This window comes from Mycobacterium sp. NGS34 (genome assembly GCF_059812845.1).
On record NZ_JCALDM010000007.1, the window covers coordinates 107,963 to 123,094 of the forward strand.

The following is a 15,132-nucleotide window of genomic DNA, read 5'->3' on the forward strand; positions in this document are numbered from 1 at the left end:
GGCTGACCGCACGTTCGACCGCGAGCGTGCGGCTGGCCGCACGCTCGGCGGGCCGCGTCAGGCCGGCGCGACGAACCCGACCGGCCCCGACGCCAGACACAACGACAGCGCGGTGGTGTTGGCCCGCACCGTGATCGCGTCCCCGGCGCCGGGCAGCCGAACGAAGACCCGGTTCAGGCCCGGATGCACCGGCACTTTGACATCGGGCCCCTCGGACAGTGACAGCGTCATCGAACCCTCGCTGTTGGCCAGGTAATTGAGCTCGACGGTCCAATCGGCGGGCAGCAGCGGGCCGTCGAGCGCCAGCCGCGCCGGCTTGTCCGGCTGGGCGAAGTATCCGCACTGCGGCATCGGTCCCGGGACGATGGTGCGAATCCAGGTCACCCGCGCCTTGATCAGCCGGCCCGAGCTGTCGAGCATGCGCAATTGGGTTGTCGCCGAAGCGAATTCGGGACGATCGCGCAGCAGGGCGAACATGTGGCTGGCCAGGTTCTCGGGCGCGGCCACCCGTTGCAGCACCAGCGGATCGACCTCCTGATCCAGCAGCGGTGCGTCCGAAACGGCATGCGCCGCAGCCAAACCGGCGCGCGCGTTCTGCAAGTAGGGCTGCGCGGGGTTGTCGCGCCAGCTGGCGAGAAACGTCCAGGTCGAATACAGGCTGCTCGCCACGAACGCCACCGCCACAACCGTCGTGACCACGGTGCGTCGGCGCGAGGCGTCCAGCCACCGCGCCGCGGCCGGCCGGTTGGGTGCGCACAGCGCGACGGCGGCCAGCAGCGCCAGCACCACGACGAGATCCGGGAAATACCGCATGGTCTGGGCCAGTTCCAGCGCGGTGAATCGCGACGACCGCATCAAATAGATCGGCACCTGGCACGCGACGGTGTAACCGGCCGCGGTCAGCCACACCGGCCCGATGCGTTGCTTGCGCAACAGCGACAGCGCGATCAGGCCGGCCAGCACCAGCCAGCCCAGCACCATCGCCGCCGGCGGGGGAGTCGCCCACGGCGAGGCCGGTGCCCAGCGGTCCCAGTGCCACGGCCCGCCGGCCAGCCCCGGCACGATGCCGTGGGTGATCGATCGCCACAGCAGGTCTCCCGTCATCGCCAGGTCGGTGCTCCACCGTTTCTGGTTGACCACGGCCAGATACAGCGCCACCCACGCGGCGGTCAGCGCCAGCGCCGCGACCCACAGCCGCAGCCCGGCCCGCCACACCGTCCGCAGCGCGGACCCGTCGCCCCGCACGTGCCGTAGCAGCGCGGCCACCGCGAAGGCGACGAACGGAATCACGGCGGCCTTCTCGAAGAACAGCAGCCCGCCGAGGTAGACCAGCACGCCGGTCAGCGCGTAGCGCTGGCTGCCGGTGCGGACCAGCAGGATCGCGTCGGCGCACACCCAGGCCAGCGCCGCCAGCATCGGCAGCGAGTTCAGCGCCGCCGCCCACCAGGCGAACCCCGGCACGGCCAGCGGCGTGAACAGCGCGAACGTCAACGGCAACAGCAGCACCCACCGCCAGCCGAGGATGACGTACAGCGCCCGCAACAGCGCCAGCGACGCCAGCAGCTGCAGCACCACGAGGCTGATCGCCGGGCCGGTCCAGTCCAGCGGCGCCAGCCGGGTGATCGCGCCGGCGAGCAGGAACGCGGCCGGCATCAGGTGCCCGTCGTGGTCGTCGAACAGGTAGGACGGCGACAGCAGGCCCTGGGTGCCGGCCTTGCCGACGAGGATCAGGTCGTCCCAGTAGAAGTAGCCCCCGAAGGCCAGCACCGCGCGGACCGCCAGCTGCGCGACGACGAGTGCGGCGGCCACCGCCATGACCCCCCGCTTGTATGGTGGGCCGGTGCGCGCACTGGTCACCGGGGGAGCCGGATTCATCGGGTCGACGCTAGTCGACCGTCTACTGGCCGACGGTCACACGGTGGTGGGCCTGGACAATTTCGCCACCGGGCGCGCGACCAACGTCGAGCACCTGGTCGACAACCCGGCGCACGTCTTCGTCGAGGCGGACATCGTGACCGCCGACCTGCACGCGATCCTCGACGAGCACCGCCCGGAGGTGGTCTTTCACCTGGCCGCACAGATCGACGTGCGGCACTCGGTGGCCAACCCCCAGTTCGACGCGTCGGTCAACGTCATCGGCACCATCCGCCTGGCCGAGGCGGCGCGCCAGACCGGCGTGCGCAAGGTCGTGCACACCTCGTCGGGCGGATCCATCTATGGGACCCCGCCGGTGTACCCGACTCCCGAGACGGTGCCCACCGACCCATCGTCGCCATATGCCGCCGGAAAGGTGGCCGGCGAAATCTACCTGAACACCTTCCGCAACCTGTACGGCCTGGATTGCTCGCACATCGCGCCCGCCAACGTGTACGGCCCCCGCCAGGACCCGCACGGCGAGGCGGGCGTGGTGGCGATCTTCGCCCAGGCGTTGCTGGCGGGCAAGCCCACCAAGGTCTTCGGGGACGGGAGCAAGACCCGCGACTACGTCTACGTCGACGACGTGGTCGACGCGTTCGTGAAGGCCGCCGGGGACGCGGGCGGCGGGCAGCGGTTCAACGTCGGCACCGGGATCGAAACCTCGGACCGTCAACTGCATTCGGCGGTGGCCGCAGCCGTCGGCGGGCCCGACGACCCGGAGTTCCACCCCGACCGCCTGGGCGACCTGAAGCGCTCGTGCCTCGACATCGGTTTAGCCGAACGGGTTTTGGGCTGGCGCCCGAAGGTTCAGCTCGAGGAGGGCGTGCGCCGCACGGTCGAGTACTTCCGCAAGCCGCACGAGGGCTAGCGCGGTTCGGGCGCCTGCGCGCCCTCCAACGCCACCGCCCGGGCCAGCCGCGCGTAGCGCAACTCCAAGTCCTTGAACCGCATGTAGGTGCTCAGGGTGGTGAAGCTGAACGCGATGATCAGCGCGTAGAGCATCAGGTCGGTGCCGCGGCGCACGCCGAACCAGTGCGCGACCACCGTCGTGTCGTCGGGCCGCAGCACGGCGTAGATGCCGCCGAACACGAACAGCACGTAGCCGACCTTGACCCACGCCTTGGACCGCGAGCTCCTGCGGGACCGCAACAGGTACACCAGCAGCGCGACGATCGCCCCGATCAAAAGCACCTGGATCCAGTTCATCGCGGAATCCTCCCTCGCAGAAACCCGTCGAAGATGATGTTGACGCCGTTGAGCAGGGGCTGCCCCTTCGACTTCGAGTATTCGGTGTAGAGCACCTCGACCGGTTGTTCGGCCACGCGCCAATGGTTTTCGGCGATCAGCATGACGAACTCGTTGGCGTGGCTCATGCCGCTCATGGTGATGTCCAGCCCGTCGGCGACGTTCTTGTTGAACACCCGCAGCCCATTGTTGGTGTCGGTCAAGCCAAGTCGGCGACCGCGCCGGCTCAGCCGCGCGGCGGTCTGCAGCACGATCCGCTTGAAAAGCGGTGGCCGGCTGCCCTCGTGCGAGCCGAACCGGGTCCCGATGACGACGTCGACGTCGCCCACCGCCAGCCGGTCGATCATCGCGGTCACGTCTTTGACGCGGTGCTGGCCGTCGGCGTCGAACGTGACGAAGACCTGAGCACCGGGCCGCCCGCGGGCGTACTCGACGCCGGTCTGGATGGCCGCGCCCTGGCCCAGGTTGACCGGATGGCGCACCAGGTGCGCCCCGGCCCGCCGGGCGATCTCGCCGGTGCCGTCGGTGCTGCCGTCGTCCACGCAGACGACGTGGTCGAACGTCGAGCGCACGTCGGCTATCACGTCGCCGATGACCTCGGCTTCGTTGAAGGCGGGAATGACGATCCAGACGTCCGGGTAGCGCGGTTCAGTGCCCATTTATGCCCACCAGGTTAGCCAGGATCAGCCGGTTAAGCGCCCGGCGCGCGCGAGCGCCACCAGATGCACGCCGATTCCCACCATCGGCCCGCACAACAGGCCGACCACGGTGCGCGTCTGAAGCGGCAGCGGCAACAACAGCAGCAGCCCCGACGCCACCGTCGCGCCGACCCACCCGAGCGCGTAGGCCCGGTGCAGCGCCGCGGCGACCGTAGCGGCGCCGGTCAGCGTCAGGATCGCGATCGCCACCGCGGCCGCCGTCAGCCACGCCAGCAGCGCGCTGCCGGCCTCGTATTGCGGCCCGAAGGCGACCCGCAGCAGCCAGGGGCCGATCAGGCCCGCCGCCAGCACCCCGACCGCGCCGACCCCCCCGATGATCGCCGCCGGCGTGATCAGCGCCCGAAGCCGGTCGCTGCGCTCGTCGACGAAGTGCGCGATGAGGTTGCCCTGCATGGCGGTCAGCGGCACCAGCAGCGGCGCGCGGGTCAGGGTCACGGCCAGGATGATCACGCCGCCCTGCGCGCCCAGCTCGGTGCTGGTCAGCTTCAGCAACACCGGAAACCCCATCACCAGAATCGCGCTGGCGCCGGCCGCAGTGATGGAGTGCGCGGCGCCGCGCAGGAAGGTCGAAGTGCTGCCCGGCGTCAAGAGCCGGGCGGCCGCGCGGGCCGTGGGCGAGGCGGCCAGGACGATCAGCCAGGCCGTCGCGCCCGCCACCGTCGCCCACAGGAATCCGGTCAGGCCCCAGCCGAGCACGAACGTGGCGGCGGCGACCGTCACCCGGATGACCGCGTCGGTCACCATCAGGGCGCCGTACGAGGTCCAGTGGTTGGTCCCGGCCAGCATGCCCAGCAGGGTGGCGTGCAGGCAGAAGCCGGCCAGGCCGACGGAGAGCAGCCCCACCGACAACCAGCGGTCCTCGACGAACACCCGTGCGCTCCACAGCGGCGAGCTGCCCGCGATGACGACGGCCGCGGCCACGCCGATCATCGCGGCGACGCGCAGGGGATGGGTGCGGCTGACCGGCGCCGCTCCGATGTCGGTCAGGTAGCTGTTCGAGCGGACCTCGCGGGTGGTTTCCTGCAGCAGGCCGAAGGCGGCCCCGGTGACCAGACCGAACGCCCCCCAGAACACCCCGAATATCGAGAAGCCGCGCGGCGCCAGGTCGCGCGCGGCCAGGTAGATCACCGCGTACCCGCACAGCGCGGTCAGCGCGGTGGCGGTGGCGACCCGGGCCACGCTGCCGCGCGCGACCGGGCCGGCCCCGGTGGAGGCTTGGGTACCGCCGGCTTCGGGCATCGCCACAATTTGAAAATAGTAAGTGCGCCGACGCCGGCGGCCCGCGCCGGCGAGGCTGTCGCTATTGTGGGCGGCTGTTGGGGAAGGATCCATGGCCGCGTTCCGTATCTTCGGGATCTCACTGTTCGTCACCGTCGCGGCCCTCGCGATCGGATATCTGCACGGCGGCCTGAACGCCCTCTTTTTGCTGCTGGTGCTGGCCGTCCTCGAGGTGTCGCTGTCGTTCGACAACGCCATCATCAACGCGGCGATCCTGAAGCGGATGAGCCCGTTTTGGCGGCAGATGTTCCTGACGCTGGGGATCCTGATCGCCGTCTTCGGCATGCGGCTGTTCTTCCCGCTGCTCATCGTCTGGGCGACCGCGGGCCTCGGACCGGTCCGCGCGTTCGAGTTGGCGCTCAACCCGCCGCCGAACGGCGCCATGGAGTTCCCGGACGGCTCGCCCAGCTACGAGAAGCTGATCGCCGCCGCCCACCCCCAGATCGCGGCGTTCGGCGGGATCTTCCTGCTGATGCTGTTCCTGGATTTCGTGTTTCACGACCGGGACATCAAGTGGCTCAAATGGATTGAGGTCCCGTTCGCTCGCATCGGGCGGCTCGGTCAGGTGTCGGTGGTGGTGGCCGGCGTCGCGCTGATCCTGGTGGCGACGGAGCTGACGCACTCCGAAGACGAGCGTGCGACGGTGCTGATCGCCGGGGTGCTGGGCCTGATCTCTTATTTGGTCGTCAACGGTTTGAGCCGGGCGTTTCGGCCTCAAGACCTCGAGGCGGTGACGGACGGCAAGCCGGCCGGCAGCGCGGTCGGCAAGGCCGGGCTGACGCTGTTTGTCTACCTCGAGGTGCTCGACGCCGCGTTCTCCTTCGACGGCGTCACCGGCGCCTTCGCGATCACCTCCGACCCGATCGTGATCGCGCTGGGCCTGGGGCTGGTGGGTTCGATGTTCGTCCGGTCGATCACCATCTACCTGGTCCAGCAGGACACGCTGGACCGCTACGTGTACCTGGAGCACGGCGCGCACTGGGCGATCGGCGCGCTGTCGGTGATCATGCTGATGTCCATCGAGCCGCGATTCCAGGTGCCCGAGGCCGTCACCGCCTCGGTTGGCGTCGTCTTCATCGGGGCGGCCCTGGGCTGGAGCGTGCTGCGCAACAGGCGCCAGGCCGCAGCCAGCCGTTAGGCCTCGATCTGGCCGGCGATCCGCCGCTCGATGGCGGCCCGCGCCGGCGCGGGCAGCACGATCAGCCCGTCGAGCTCCTTGGTGGCCCGCAGGTAGGCGGTCTGCCGTTCCTCACGCGTGGCCGCCTCGTCCTGGGCCAGGTGCAGCAGGTGCTGCGCGCGGGCCAGCCGTTGCTGGTCGTCCTCCGAGAAGTCGCTGCGGCGCCGGCGAATCGCCTCGGCCTCGGCGATCTCGAAGGCGCTGATGTACTCGTGGACGGCGTCGCGGTATTCCACCTGCGCGTCCCGATCGGCGGCGAGGGTCTCGACGTCCGAGGGCCGTTCCGGGCGCAGTAGGTCCGCGCGCCGCTTCGCCTTGTGAAACGCGATGGTCAGCGGGTCGCGCATGTTCGTCATCATCGGGAAGTCCAGCAATTTGGCGAGGTCGAGTTCGTAGTCGAACCACCGCGCGTCGGTACGGTCATGCGACGCAATGATTTTGGTGAGCTCTCGGCGTGAGCCCTCCCTGGTGTCGCGGTTGCGCCCCGCCGCCTCCGCCGCGGCGATCTTGGCCTGCTGCTTGAGCCGGTAGCGCTCCAGCCGTCGGTCGGCCCGGCGCTCGTTGGCGGCGACGACCGCCCGCACGCCCGCGCCGACCGAACCGCCCAGCGGGAAGATCAGCCACCAGAAATTGGAGGCGAAATGCCACAACGGGGTCACATCGCCAGGATGCCACCGAGCAGCGGCGAGCGGTTTCGCTCAGAGCGTTAGTGCCCGGAAGCCTTGAACCGCTCCACCGAACGCTGCACCTCGGCCTCGGCTTCGGCGCGGTCGACCCAGTCTGCCGCCTTGACGAACTTGCCCGGCTCCAACGCCTTGTACTGCGAGAAGAAGTGCTTGATCACGTCCAGTTCGAACTCCGGGACGTCGCCGATGTCCTGGATGTGGTCCCAGCGATGGTCGCCGGCCGGCACGCACAGCACCTTGTCGTCCCCGCCGGCCTCGTCGACCATCCGGAACATTCCCACCGGGCGCGCCTCCACGATCACGCCGGGGAACACCGACTGCGGCAGCAGCACCAGCGCGTCGAGCGGGTCGCCGTCCTCACCCAGGGTGTCGTCGATGAAGCCGTAGTCGGTGGGGTAGGCCATCGAGGTGTAGAGGTAGCGGTCCAGCCGCACCCGGCCCGTCTCGTGATCGACCTCGTACTTGTTGCGTTGACCTTTCGGAATTTCGATGGTGACGTCGAATTGCACCGCGCGGGCTCCTTCACGAGGGGTGGACCGGGGTCGGTCGGTTGGGTCGGGCATCACCCTAGTCGAGCGCAGTGCGGCCGATTCGGCAGAATGGGTTCAAACAGTCAGGAGAGTGATGGGTCCTACTCGCTGGCGGAAATCCACCCAGGTGTTCATCGGGTTGGCCGTGCTGGCGTTCGTCGCCGCGGTGGTGGCTGCAGCGACGTTTTTCACCACGGGAGGTCACGGCGTCGGCGCCTCGCACGTGCCGGTGCCGCCGCCGCGCCCGCCGACGGTCAAGCCGGGCGTGGTCCCGGTCGCCGACACCGCCGAGACGCCGAGCCCGGCCGGGGTGGCCGCCGCGCTGGCACCGGCGGCCGCCGATCCCAATCTGGGCCGGCTGGGCGGCCGGATCACCGACGCCATCACCGGCAAGGAACTCTGGCGCGTGGCCGACGACCTGCCGCTGGTGCCGGCGTCGACCAACAAGGTCCTGACCGCGGCGGCGGCCCTGCTCACGCTGGACCGCCAGGCCCGCATCAGCACCCGGGTGGTGGCGGGTAGCCAGAACGCCCAGGGGCCCGTCGTGCTGGTCGGCGCAGGGGACCCGGTGCTGTCGGCGGCGCCCCCGGGAGTTGAGCCCTGGTATCGCGGTGCGGCGCGCATCAGCGACCTCGCGGAGCAGGTGCGGCGCAGCGGGGTGACCCCGACCGCGGTCCAGGTGGACATCTCGGCGTTCAGCGGACCGACGATGGCGCCGGGCTGGGACCCGGCCGACGTCGACAACGGCGACATCGCGCCGATCGAGTCGGTGATGATCGACGCCGGCCGCATCCAGCCGACCACTGTCAACTCGCGGCGGTCCAAGACGCCGGCGCTGGACGCGGGGCGGGAGCTGGCCAAGGCGCTCGGCCTGGATCCGGGTGCGGTGACGATCGCCACGGCGCCGTCCGGAGCGCGGCAGCTGGCCGTCGTCCAGTCCGCGCCGCTGGTCCAGCGGCTGTCCGAGATGATGGACCACTCCGACAACGTGCTGGCCGAGTGCATCGCCCGGGAGGTCGCGGCCGCGATCAACCGGCCGCAAAGCTTCGCCGGGGCCGTCGACGCGGTGACCAACCGGTTGAGCACGGCGCACGTGGACACCGCCGGCGCCAGGCTGGTGGATTCCAGCGGGCTTTCCGTCGACGACCGGCTGACGGCCAAGACGCTGGACGGCGTGGTGCAGGCCGCCGCCGGGCCCGACCAGCCGGCGCTGCGGGCGCTGCTGGATCTGCTGCCGATCGCCGGCGGCAGCGGCACGCTGGGCGACCGGTTCCTCGACGCGGCCACCGATCGCGGCCCCGCCGGCTGGCTGCGCGCCAAGACGGGCTCGTTGACCGCCGTCAACTCGTTGGTCGGGGTGCTCACCGACCGCAGCGGGCGGGTGCTCACGTTCGCGTTCCTGTCCAACGACGCCGGCCCGAACGGCCGCAACGCGATGGATGCCCTGGCCACCAAGCTCTGGTTCTGCGGGTGCGCATGAGTGCCTCGTCCAGCCTGACCCTCGGGACCGCCGTCGACTGGCGGTTTGCCGCGACCGTCGGGCAGCGCCTGGCCCGGCCCGGGCCGGCGGCCAGCGACTACACCCGCCGCCAGGCGGTCGAGGAGTTGACGAGCGCGGCCGCGAAGGCCGAGCCGCCGGTGCGCGACGTCACGGGCCTGAGCACCGACGGTGTGGTCCCGGCGGCCCGCATCGTCGACCGCCTGCAGTGGATCGGCGCGGCGGCGGAATCGATGCGGGTGATGACCAACGGAACCGATAAGCCTCGCGGCTTTTTCACCGGCCGCATCACCGGCGCGCAGACGGGCGCCGTGCTGGCGTTCGTGTCGTCGGGGATCCTCGGGCAGTACGACCCGTTCGCGAGGGGCGTGGAGGCCACCAACGAGGGAAGCCTGCTGCTGGTCTATCCGAACGTCATCGCCGTCGAGCGCCAGCTTCGGGTCAACCCCTCGGACTTCCGGCTGTGGGTGTGCCTGCACGAGGTGACGCATCGGGTCCAGTTCACCGCCAACCCGTGGCTGTCCGGCTACATGTCCCAGGCGCTGGGGCTGCTGACGCAGGACGCGGGGGAGGACATCCGGGAGGTGGCGACCCGGCTCGCCGAATTCGTCCGCAGCCGCGGCGCCGGTGCGGCGGCGTCGGACGGCACCTCCTCGGGGATTCTCGGCCTGGTGCGCGCCGTGCAGTCCGAGCCGCAGCGCGAGGCCCTGGATCAGCTGCTGGTGCTCGGCACCCTGTTGGAGGGCCACGCCGATCACGTGATGGATGCCGTCGGGCCCGTCGTGGTGCCGTCGGTCGCCACCATCCGCCGCCGATTCGACGAGCGCCGCCACCGCAAACAGCCGCCGCTGCAGCGGCTGCTGCGCGCGCTGCTGGGCCTCGACGCCAAGCTCAGCCAGTACACGCGCGGCAAGGCGTTCGTCGACCACGTCGTGGGCAAGGTCGGGATGCAGCGATTCAACACCGTCTGGTCGGGCCCCGAAACGCTGCCGCTGCCCGCCGAAATCGAAGACCCCCAGCGATGGATCGACAGGGTGCTGTAGGGCAGCTGCGCACGGCTGTCGAGGCTTTCGCCAACACCTATCTCGCCACCGGAAAGCGGTGGCGCGTGGCGCTGTCCGGCGGCCCCGACTCCCTGGCGCTCACCGCGGTCGCGGCCCCGCTCCGCCCCACCACCGCCGTGATCGTCGACCACGGCCTGCAGCCCGGGTCGGCCGCCGTCGCCGAGACCGCCCGCGAGCAGGCGCTCGCCCTGGGATGTGTTGACGCGCAAGTGCTTTGCGTTGAGGTGGGCAAGGATGGCGGCCCGGAGGCGGCGGCCCGCGCGGCCCGCTATGCGGCGCTGAGCGCCTGCGGCGACGACCCGGTGCTGTTGGCGCACACGCTCGACGATCAGGCGGAGACCGTGCTGCTGGGGCTGGGCCGCGGCTCCGGGGGCCGCTCGATCGCCGGGATGCGCCCGCACGATCCCCCGTGGTGCCGCCCCCTGTTGGGGGTGCGGCGATCCGCGACGCACGCCGCGTGCGCGGAACTGGGACTGAGCGCCTGGCAGGACCCACACAACACCGACCGCCGCTTCACCCGCGCCCGGCTGCGCCTCGAAGTGCTGCCCCTGCTGGAGGACGTGCTGGGCGGCGGCGTGGCCGAGGCGTTGGCGCGCACCGCGACGGCGTTGCGCGAGGACACCGACATGATCGACGCGCTCGCCGCCCAGGCGCTGCCCGGCGCGCGGACGGCGGCGGGGCTCGACCCCCGGGCGCTGGCCGCATTGCCGGACCCGGTTCGACGACGGGTGATCCGCGGCTGGCTGCTGGCCGGGGGCGCGACGGGGTTGACCGACAAGCAGATTCGCGGCGTCGACACGCTCGTCACGGCGTGGCGCGGGCAGGGCGGGGTCGCCGTGGGCTCCGCGCTGCGCGGTGAGCGGTTGATCGCCGGGCGGCGCGACGGCGCGCTGACGATGTGGCGCGAGCCTGTGTAAACGGGGGCGGTCATTGGTTATTCGGCCGCTGGCGTGGCACTCTGTGGGCGTGGCCCAGATCTCCCCGGCTGTCACCCCCGCGCAGCCCGTGGAGCTGTATCCGGGGGATATCAAGTCGGTGCTGCTCACCGCCGAGCAGATTCAGGCCCGCATCGCCGAACTCGGCGAGGAAATCGGCAACCAGTACCGCGACCTTGCCGCTCAGTCCGGCGAGGATCTGTTGCTGATCACCGTGCTCAAGGGCGCGGTGATCTTCGTCACCGACCTGGCCCGCGCGATCCCGGTGCCCACCCAGTTCGAGTTCATGGCCGTGAGCTCCTACGGCTCGTCGACGTCGTCGTCGGGCGTGGTGCGGATCATGAAGGACCTCGACCGCGACATCCACGACCGCGACGTGCTGATCGTCGAGGACGTCGTCGACTCCGGGCTAACCCTGTCGTGGTTGCTGCGCAACCTCAAGAGCCGGCACCCGCGTTCGTTGCGCGTGTGCACGCTGCTGCGCAAGCCCGACGCGATGCGCGCCAAAGTCGAGATCGCCTACGTGGGCTTCGACATCCCGAACGATTTCGTGGTGGGCTACGGCCTGGATTACGACGAGCGCTACCGCGACCTGTGCTACATCGGCACCCTGGATCCCAGGGTCTACGAGCAGTAGCTCGCTAGTCCAGTTCCCACACCGCGGTCACCGAGAAACCCACGGTCTGCTGGCCGGGCTCCAGCGGGACCGCGGCCGCGCTGCGCGGCGGCGCCGGCGGGCCGCCGGGCATGGGTTGTGCGCCGGACACCTCCGAGATGGACAGCACCCGGCCCAGCCGCAGGCCGGACAGCTGGGCGTACTGGTCCGCGCGGGCCTTGGCGTCGTCGAATGCCCGCGCGCGGGCGTCCTTGACCAGCTGCGAGTCGTCGGCAATCGAGTAGCTGACCGAGCTGATCCGGGTGGCGTCGCCGCCGGTGGTGACCATGAGGGCCAGCATCCGTGACGCGGCGTCGGTCGGGTGGATCTTGACCCGGATCGCGTTGGTCGCGCGGTAGCCGCTGATGGTCGCGGTGCCGCTGCCGTACTGCGGCTCCAGGGTGACGGTGGTGGTGCTGATGTCCTTGCGGTCCAGGCCCGCGCCGACGAGCGCGTTGATCACCGCCTGCTGACGATCGTTGGTCTGGTTCATCGCGGTGGTGACATCGGGTGCGGTGAATTCGATGCCGGCGTCGGCGGTCAAGGTGTCCGGGACGCCCTGGACCTGTCCCGAGCCGACGACGGTCACTTGACGCGGATTCGCCCCGGGCGCCGGCGCGGCAGTGTGCTTGTCGCACGCCGACAACGCGGCGACGGTCAATGCGGCGGCGGACAATGCAATCGGTTTGCGGACCATGCGTGGACCATAACGCGTCCGGGCGCGTTTTCGCCGTCGGCAAAGCTTAGTGTGTGTCGCGGCAATCGCTCCGATATTCATGTCGAACTCTAATCATATTGGTTTGCAACATCTTTCATGCCAATTGCAAAAGGTGCAGCACATTGGTGCAGCTACATGAACAGTTTTCGGCCCGGCAATGAACACGGCGGATGAGGGGTTGCGATGCCCGCAGGTGGCAGGCCTAACCTCTGAGCTGCTTCGGTGACATCGTCGTGCCGAAATCCATTGATCGAATCCATTTTTGGGAGAACACATGTCGATCGTGATCGCACAACCCGAGATCCTTGCCGGGGCCGCCGCCGAAATGCAGGCCCTGAATGCGTTGGTGGCAGCCGGAAATGCCGCCGCGGCCGCCCCGACCACCGGGGTGGTCCCCGCGGCCGCGGACCTGGTTTCGATGTTGACCGCGGCGCACTTCGCTTCGCACGCAAGGCTTTACCAAGAGGTCAGCGCCCAGGCCGCGGCTCTCCGCGATCTGCTGGCGACGACGCTCGGCGTCAGCGCCGGCTCGTATGAGGCCACCGAAGCCGCCAACACCAACGCGGTCGGTTAGGCGAGAGGGAGCCATGCTGGATTTCGCGCAGTTGCCGCCGGAGATCAACTCCGCGCTGATGTATTCCGGGCCCGGGTCGGCGCCCATGCTGAATGCCGCGGCCGCCTGGGAGGCGCTGGCCAACGAGCTGCAGGACACCGCGTCGTCCTACCGGTCGCTGATCGCCGGCCTGACCGACGGGCCGTGGCAGGGTCCGGCCGCGGCGGCGATGGCGGCCGCGGCCGGATCCCAGGTCGGGTGGCTGAGCGCCACCGCCGGGCAGGCCGTGGAGGCCGCGACCCAGGCCGCGGCGGCGGCGGGTGCCTACGAGGCGGCGTTTGCCGCTACGGTGCCGCCACCGGTGATCGCGGCCAACCGGGCGCTGTTGATGGCCCTGTTGGCGACGAATTTCCTGGGCCAGAACACCGCGGCGATCGCGGCGGCCGAGGCGCAATACGGCGAAATGTGGGCGCAGGACGCGGCCGCGATGTACGGCTATGCGGGTTCGTCGGCGGCGGCCGCGGCGCTGACGCCGTTCGGCCCGGCGGCGCCCGCAACCGATCCGGCCGGCCTGGGTGCACAGGCCGCGGCGGTCGCCCAGGCGGCCGGGGCGGCTACCGGCGCGCAGGGCCTGTACGGGATTCCCAACGTGCTGTTCGGCCTGGCCGGCCTGACGAATTCGCCGCCGTGGCTCGTCAACCCCGCCGCCGCACTCGGCCTGACCGGGCACGCCTGGAACAGCAACGGCGACGGCATCATCGTGGCCGGAGCGCTCGGGGACCTGGTGGAGGGTTTGACCGGTTCGGCGACCGTCGACGCCAGCTCGGGCTTCGATGGCTTCATCCGATTGATCTCTCCCACACGGCTTTTCACGACAGCGTTCAAGGACATCCAGGGCCTGGCGCAGGCGGTGATGCCGCAGGCCGCCAAGGCCGCCGAGGGCGCCGCCAAGGCGGTCGAGTCGGTGCCCCACGCCCTCTCGGGCGCCGCGGGGGGCGCCGCCGGAACCATCGGCCGGGCGACATCGGTTGGGGGACTGTCTGTTCCGGCGTCCTGGGCGGGTGTCGCCCCGCCGGCCAGCCCAGCCGTCGTGTCGCTCAACGGTCTCGGGGCCGGCGCGGCCGCCGCCGAACCCGCCACCAATGCCCTTGGCGGCGTGCCTCTGATGGGTAGTGGGGGCGGTCGCGGCGTTGCGCACTTCGCCGCACCCAGATACGGATTCAAGCCCACGGTGATGCCTGCGCCGTCCGTCGGGGGGTGACGGCTAAGCGCCGAAGCCCACCGGAATATCAGCCGTCGAGGTGCGTCGGGGGGTCGGCGAAGCCGAAACCCCCGGGATTCTGGCCGGGACCCATCAAATCGCAGCGCCTTTCGGGCACCAGGAAGGAACTGGCGCCGCTGGGGATCAGGTGGGTGAATGTGACGCAACGTTGCCAGGTGCCGTCCGGCTGGATGGGGTCGTCGCACTTGCTGAGGAAAGGTCCTCCGTACACGCAGCCGGCGCTGGCCGGCGGCGCCGAGGCGATCAGCCCCCCGGCCATCAGCACTACGGCCAGTGCGCCGACGATGCAGTGCTTCATGGTTTCTCCCGTCGCATCGCGGCGCATCGACAGCCCCGGCCAGTAGCTCTGACGCTACCGCTTAGGCGGCGCGTTTTGAGGTCCAGACCGCGACCTAGTCGCGCGGCTGTTCCGGCGGCGGATTCGGGATCTGCAGCACTCGCTGTCGGGTGGTGACCTTGAAGGGGTCCAGGGCCGGCGGCCCGTCTAACGCCTCGCGGACGTCGTCGAGCGTGATGAGGCCGAGTTCGACCTGCAGCCACGTGGCGCTGAGCCCGAACGCGTGAGCCGCGCGCCGGGCTTCCTCGGCGTCCGGAAAGTCGTCGGCGTTTGCCCGCCCGACGCCGCCGTACCAGCGGCCCTTGGTGACGCCGCAGGCATCACGCAGCTGCTCGATGGTGATATCGCGATTCAGCGTCGCCTCGAGCAGGCGCTTCAGCCCCCAGCCGGCTGCGTTGGTTCGTGGCATGCCTCCCAGAGTAACCGGATGCCAAAACACGGTCAAAGCATCCCGAAAAGCGATCTAGAGACGCAATTCGAGAATTCATTACGAATAACTAGACAATAATTCATAATTTATGACATAGTCTCCTCACAA

17 protein-coding genes are annotated in these 15,132 nt (G+C 70.1%); 8 read left to right on the forward strand and 9 right to left on the reverse strand.

Features of this window, described 5'->3' with window-relative positions; genetic code table 11:
• Positions 1-57: 57 nt before the first annotated feature.
• The gene (locus tag AC5Y7V_RS18670) at positions 58-1,875 is read right to left on the reverse strand and encodes a hypothetical protein (RefSeq protein WP_499881519.1); all 1,818 of its coding nucleotides are present in this window, start codon (positions 1,873-1,875) and stop codon (positions 58-60) included.
• Here AC5Y7V_RS18670 and AC5Y7V_RS18675 point away from each other — a divergent pair.
• Complete coding sequence (locus AC5Y7V_RS18675) at positions 1,841-2,785, forward strand: NAD-dependent epimerase/dehydratase family protein (RefSeq protein WP_499881520.1); 945 nt, start codon at positions 1,841-1,843, stop codon at positions 2,783-2,785. The two genes, AC5Y7V_RS18670 and AC5Y7V_RS18675, sit on opposite strands and share 35 nt — an antisense overlap.
• Here AC5Y7V_RS18675 and AC5Y7V_RS18680 read toward each other — a convergent pair.
• From AC5Y7V_RS18680 to AC5Y7V_RS18690, 3 genes are read right to left on the reverse strand one after another with little or no spacing between them, the layout of a single operon-like run.
• Positions 2,782-3,123, reverse strand: coding sequence for a DUF2304 domain-containing protein (locus AC5Y7V_RS18680; protein WP_499881521.1), 342 nt, complete (start codon positions 3,121-3,123; stop codon positions 2,782-2,784). The genes AC5Y7V_RS18675 and AC5Y7V_RS18680 overlap by 4 nt on opposite strands.
• Positions 3,120-3,821 (reverse strand): polyprenyl-phospho-N-acetylgalactosaminyl synthase PpgS, encoded by a 702-nt coding sequence (gene ppgS, locus AC5Y7V_RS18685; protein WP_499881522.1) that lies wholly within the window; start codon positions 3,819-3,821, stop codon positions 3,120-3,122. Before ppgS ends, AC5Y7V_RS18680 begins: the two co-directional genes overlap by 4 nt.
• Positions 3,822-3,845: 24 nt before the next feature.
• Complete coding sequence (locus AC5Y7V_RS18690) at positions 3,846-5,120, reverse strand: hypothetical protein (protein ID WP_499881783.1); 1,275 nt, start codon at positions 5,118-5,120, stop codon at positions 3,846-3,848.
• 91 nt (positions 5,121-5,211) lie between these two features.
• On the opposite strand from AC5Y7V_RS18690, the gene AC5Y7V_RS18695 reads away from it, so the two are divergent.
• Entirely contained in the window at positions 5,212-6,297 is a 1,086-nt protein-coding gene (locus AC5Y7V_RS18695; protein WP_499881523.1) for a DUF475 domain-containing protein, read from the forward strand.
• Here AC5Y7V_RS18695 and AC5Y7V_RS18700 read toward each other — a convergent pair.
• A complete protein-coding gene (locus AC5Y7V_RS18700) occupies positions 6,294-6,995 on the reverse strand; it encodes a hypothetical protein (protein ID WP_499881524.1) in 702 nt (233 codons plus the stop codon). The genes AC5Y7V_RS18695 and AC5Y7V_RS18700 overlap by 4 nt on opposite strands.
• A gap of 47 nt (positions 6,996-7,042) precedes the next feature.
• Positions 7,043-7,531 (reverse strand): inorganic diphosphatase, encoded by a 489-nt coding sequence (locus tag AC5Y7V_RS18705; protein WP_499881525.1) that lies wholly within the window; start codon positions 7,529-7,531, stop codon positions 7,043-7,045.
• A gap of 115 nt (positions 7,532-7,646) precedes the next feature.
• Here AC5Y7V_RS18705 and dacB point away from each other — a divergent pair, with 115 nt between their 5' ends.
• From dacB to hpt, 4 genes are read left to right on the forward strand one after another with little or no spacing between them, the layout of a single operon-like run.
• Positions 7,647-9,032 (forward strand): D-alanyl-D-alanine carboxypeptidase/D-alanyl-D-alanine endopeptidase, encoded by a 1,386-nt coding sequence (gene dacB / locus AC5Y7V_RS18710; protein ID WP_499881526.1) that lies wholly within the window; start codon positions 7,647-7,649, stop codon positions 9,030-9,032.
• On the forward strand, positions 9,029-10,093 hold the full coding sequence (locus tag AC5Y7V_RS18715) for a zinc-dependent metalloprotease (RefSeq protein ID WP_499881527.1): 1,065 nt from the start codon (positions 9,029-9,031) through the stop codon (positions 10,091-10,093). The genes dacB and AC5Y7V_RS18715 overlap by 4 nt, the downstream gene beginning before the upstream one ends.
• Positions 10,072-11,031 (forward strand): tRNA lysidine(34) synthetase TilS, encoded by a 960-nt coding sequence (gene tilS / locus AC5Y7V_RS18720; protein ID WP_499881528.1) that lies wholly within the window; start codon positions 10,072-10,074, stop codon positions 11,029-11,031. Before AC5Y7V_RS18715 ends, tilS begins: the two co-directional genes overlap by 22 nt.
• A gap of 43 nt (positions 11,032-11,074) precedes the next feature.
• Positions 11,075-11,686 (forward strand): hypoxanthine phosphoribosyltransferase, encoded by a 612-nt coding sequence (hpt, locus tag AC5Y7V_RS18725; protein ID WP_499881529.1) that lies wholly within the window; start codon positions 11,075-11,077, stop codon positions 11,684-11,686.
• A gap of 4 nt (positions 11,687-11,690) precedes the next feature.
• On the opposite strand, the gene AC5Y7V_RS18730 is transcribed toward hpt, so the two are convergent.
• Positions 11,691-12,401, reverse strand: coding sequence for an SIMPL domain-containing protein (locus AC5Y7V_RS18730; RefSeq protein WP_499881530.1), 711 nt, complete (start codon positions 12,399-12,401; stop codon positions 11,691-11,693).
• Positions 12,402-12,696: 295 nt separating this feature from the next.
• Between AC5Y7V_RS18730 and AC5Y7V_RS18735 the strand changes: the two genes are divergently transcribed.
• Both AC5Y7V_RS18735 and AC5Y7V_RS18740 read left to right on the forward strand, forming a co-directional pair.
• Positions 12,697-12,996 carry a PE family protein gene (locus AC5Y7V_RS18735; RefSeq protein ID WP_066941449.1) on the forward strand — a complete coding sequence of 100 codons (300 nt, stop codon included), beginning with the start codon at positions 12,697-12,699 and terminating at the stop codon, positions 12,994-12,996.
• Positions 12,997-13,009: 13 nt separating this feature from the next.
• On the forward strand, positions 13,010-14,236 hold the full coding sequence (locus AC5Y7V_RS18740) for a PPE family protein (protein ID WP_499881531.1): 1,227 nt from the start codon (positions 13,010-13,012) through the stop codon (positions 14,234-14,236).
• A gap of 28 nt (positions 14,237-14,264) precedes the next feature.
• Here AC5Y7V_RS18740 and AC5Y7V_RS18745 read toward each other — a convergent pair whose 3' ends face one another.
• Both AC5Y7V_RS18745 and AC5Y7V_RS18750 read right to left on the reverse strand, forming a co-directional pair.
• A complete protein-coding gene (locus AC5Y7V_RS18745) occupies positions 14,265-14,555 on the reverse strand; it encodes a CDGP domain-containing protein (protein WP_499881532.1) in 291 nt (96 codons plus the stop codon).
• 94 nt (positions 14,556-14,649) lie between these two features.
• A complete protein-coding gene (locus AC5Y7V_RS18750; RefSeq protein WP_499881533.1) occupies positions 14,650-15,003 on the reverse strand; it encodes a hypothetical protein in 354 nt (117 codons plus the stop codon).
• Positions 15,004-15,132 lie beyond the last annotated feature (129 nt).

Excerpts from the sequence above, each read along its gene's own strand:
- AC5Y7V_RS18690 (WP_499881783.1), bottom strand. The coding sequence starts at position 5,120 with ATGCCCGAAGCCGGCGGTACCCAAGCCTCCACCGGGGCCGGCCCGGTC.
- AC5Y7V_RS18750 (WP_499881533.1), bottom strand. The coding sequence starts at position 15,003 with ATGCCACGAACCAACGCAGCCGGCTGGGGGCTGAAGCGCCTGCTCGAG.
- AC5Y7V_RS18715 (WP_499881527.1), top strand. The coding sequence starts at position 9,029 with ATGAGTGCCTCGTCCAGCCTGACCCTCGGGACCGCCGTCGACTGGCGG.
- AC5Y7V_RS18745 (WP_499881532.1), bottom strand. The coding sequence starts at position 14,555 with ATGAAGCACTGCATCGTCGGCGCACTGGCCGTAGTGCTGATGGCCGGG.
- AC5Y7V_RS18670 (WP_499881519.1), bottom strand. The coding sequence starts at position 1,875 with ATGAATCCGGCTCCCCCGGTGACCAGTGCGCGCACCGGCCCACCATAC.
- AC5Y7V_RS18735 (WP_066941449.1), top strand. The coding sequence starts at position 12,697 with ATGTCGATCGTGATCGCACAACCCGAGATCCTTGCCGGGGCCGCCGCC.
- AC5Y7V_RS18740 (WP_499881531.1), top strand. The coding sequence starts at position 13,010 with ATGCTGGATTTCGCGCAGTTGCCGCCGGAGATCAACTCCGCGCTGATG.
- AC5Y7V_RS18730 (WP_499881530.1), bottom strand. The coding sequence starts at position 12,401 with ATGGTCCGCAAACCGATTGCATTGTCCGCCGCCGCATTGACCGTCGCC.
- ppgS (WP_499881522.1), bottom strand. The coding sequence starts at position 3,821 with ATGGGCACTGAACCGCGCTACCCGGACGTCTGGATCGTCATTCCCGCC.
- dacB (WP_499881526.1), top strand. The coding sequence starts at position 7,647 with ATGGGTCCTACTCGCTGGCGGAAATCCACCCAGGTGTTCATCGGGTTG.
- AC5Y7V_RS18680 (WP_499881521.1), bottom strand. The coding sequence starts at position 3,123 with ATGAACTGGATCCAGGTGCTTTTGATCGGGGCGATCGTCGCGCTGCTG.
- AC5Y7V_RS18695 (WP_499881523.1), top strand. The coding sequence starts at position 5,212 with ATGGCCGCGTTCCGTATCTTCGGGATCTCACTGTTCGTCACCGTCGCG.
- tilS (WP_499881528.1), top strand. The coding sequence starts at position 10,072 with ATGGATCGACAGGGTGCTGTAGGGCAGCTGCGCACGGCTGTCGAGGCT.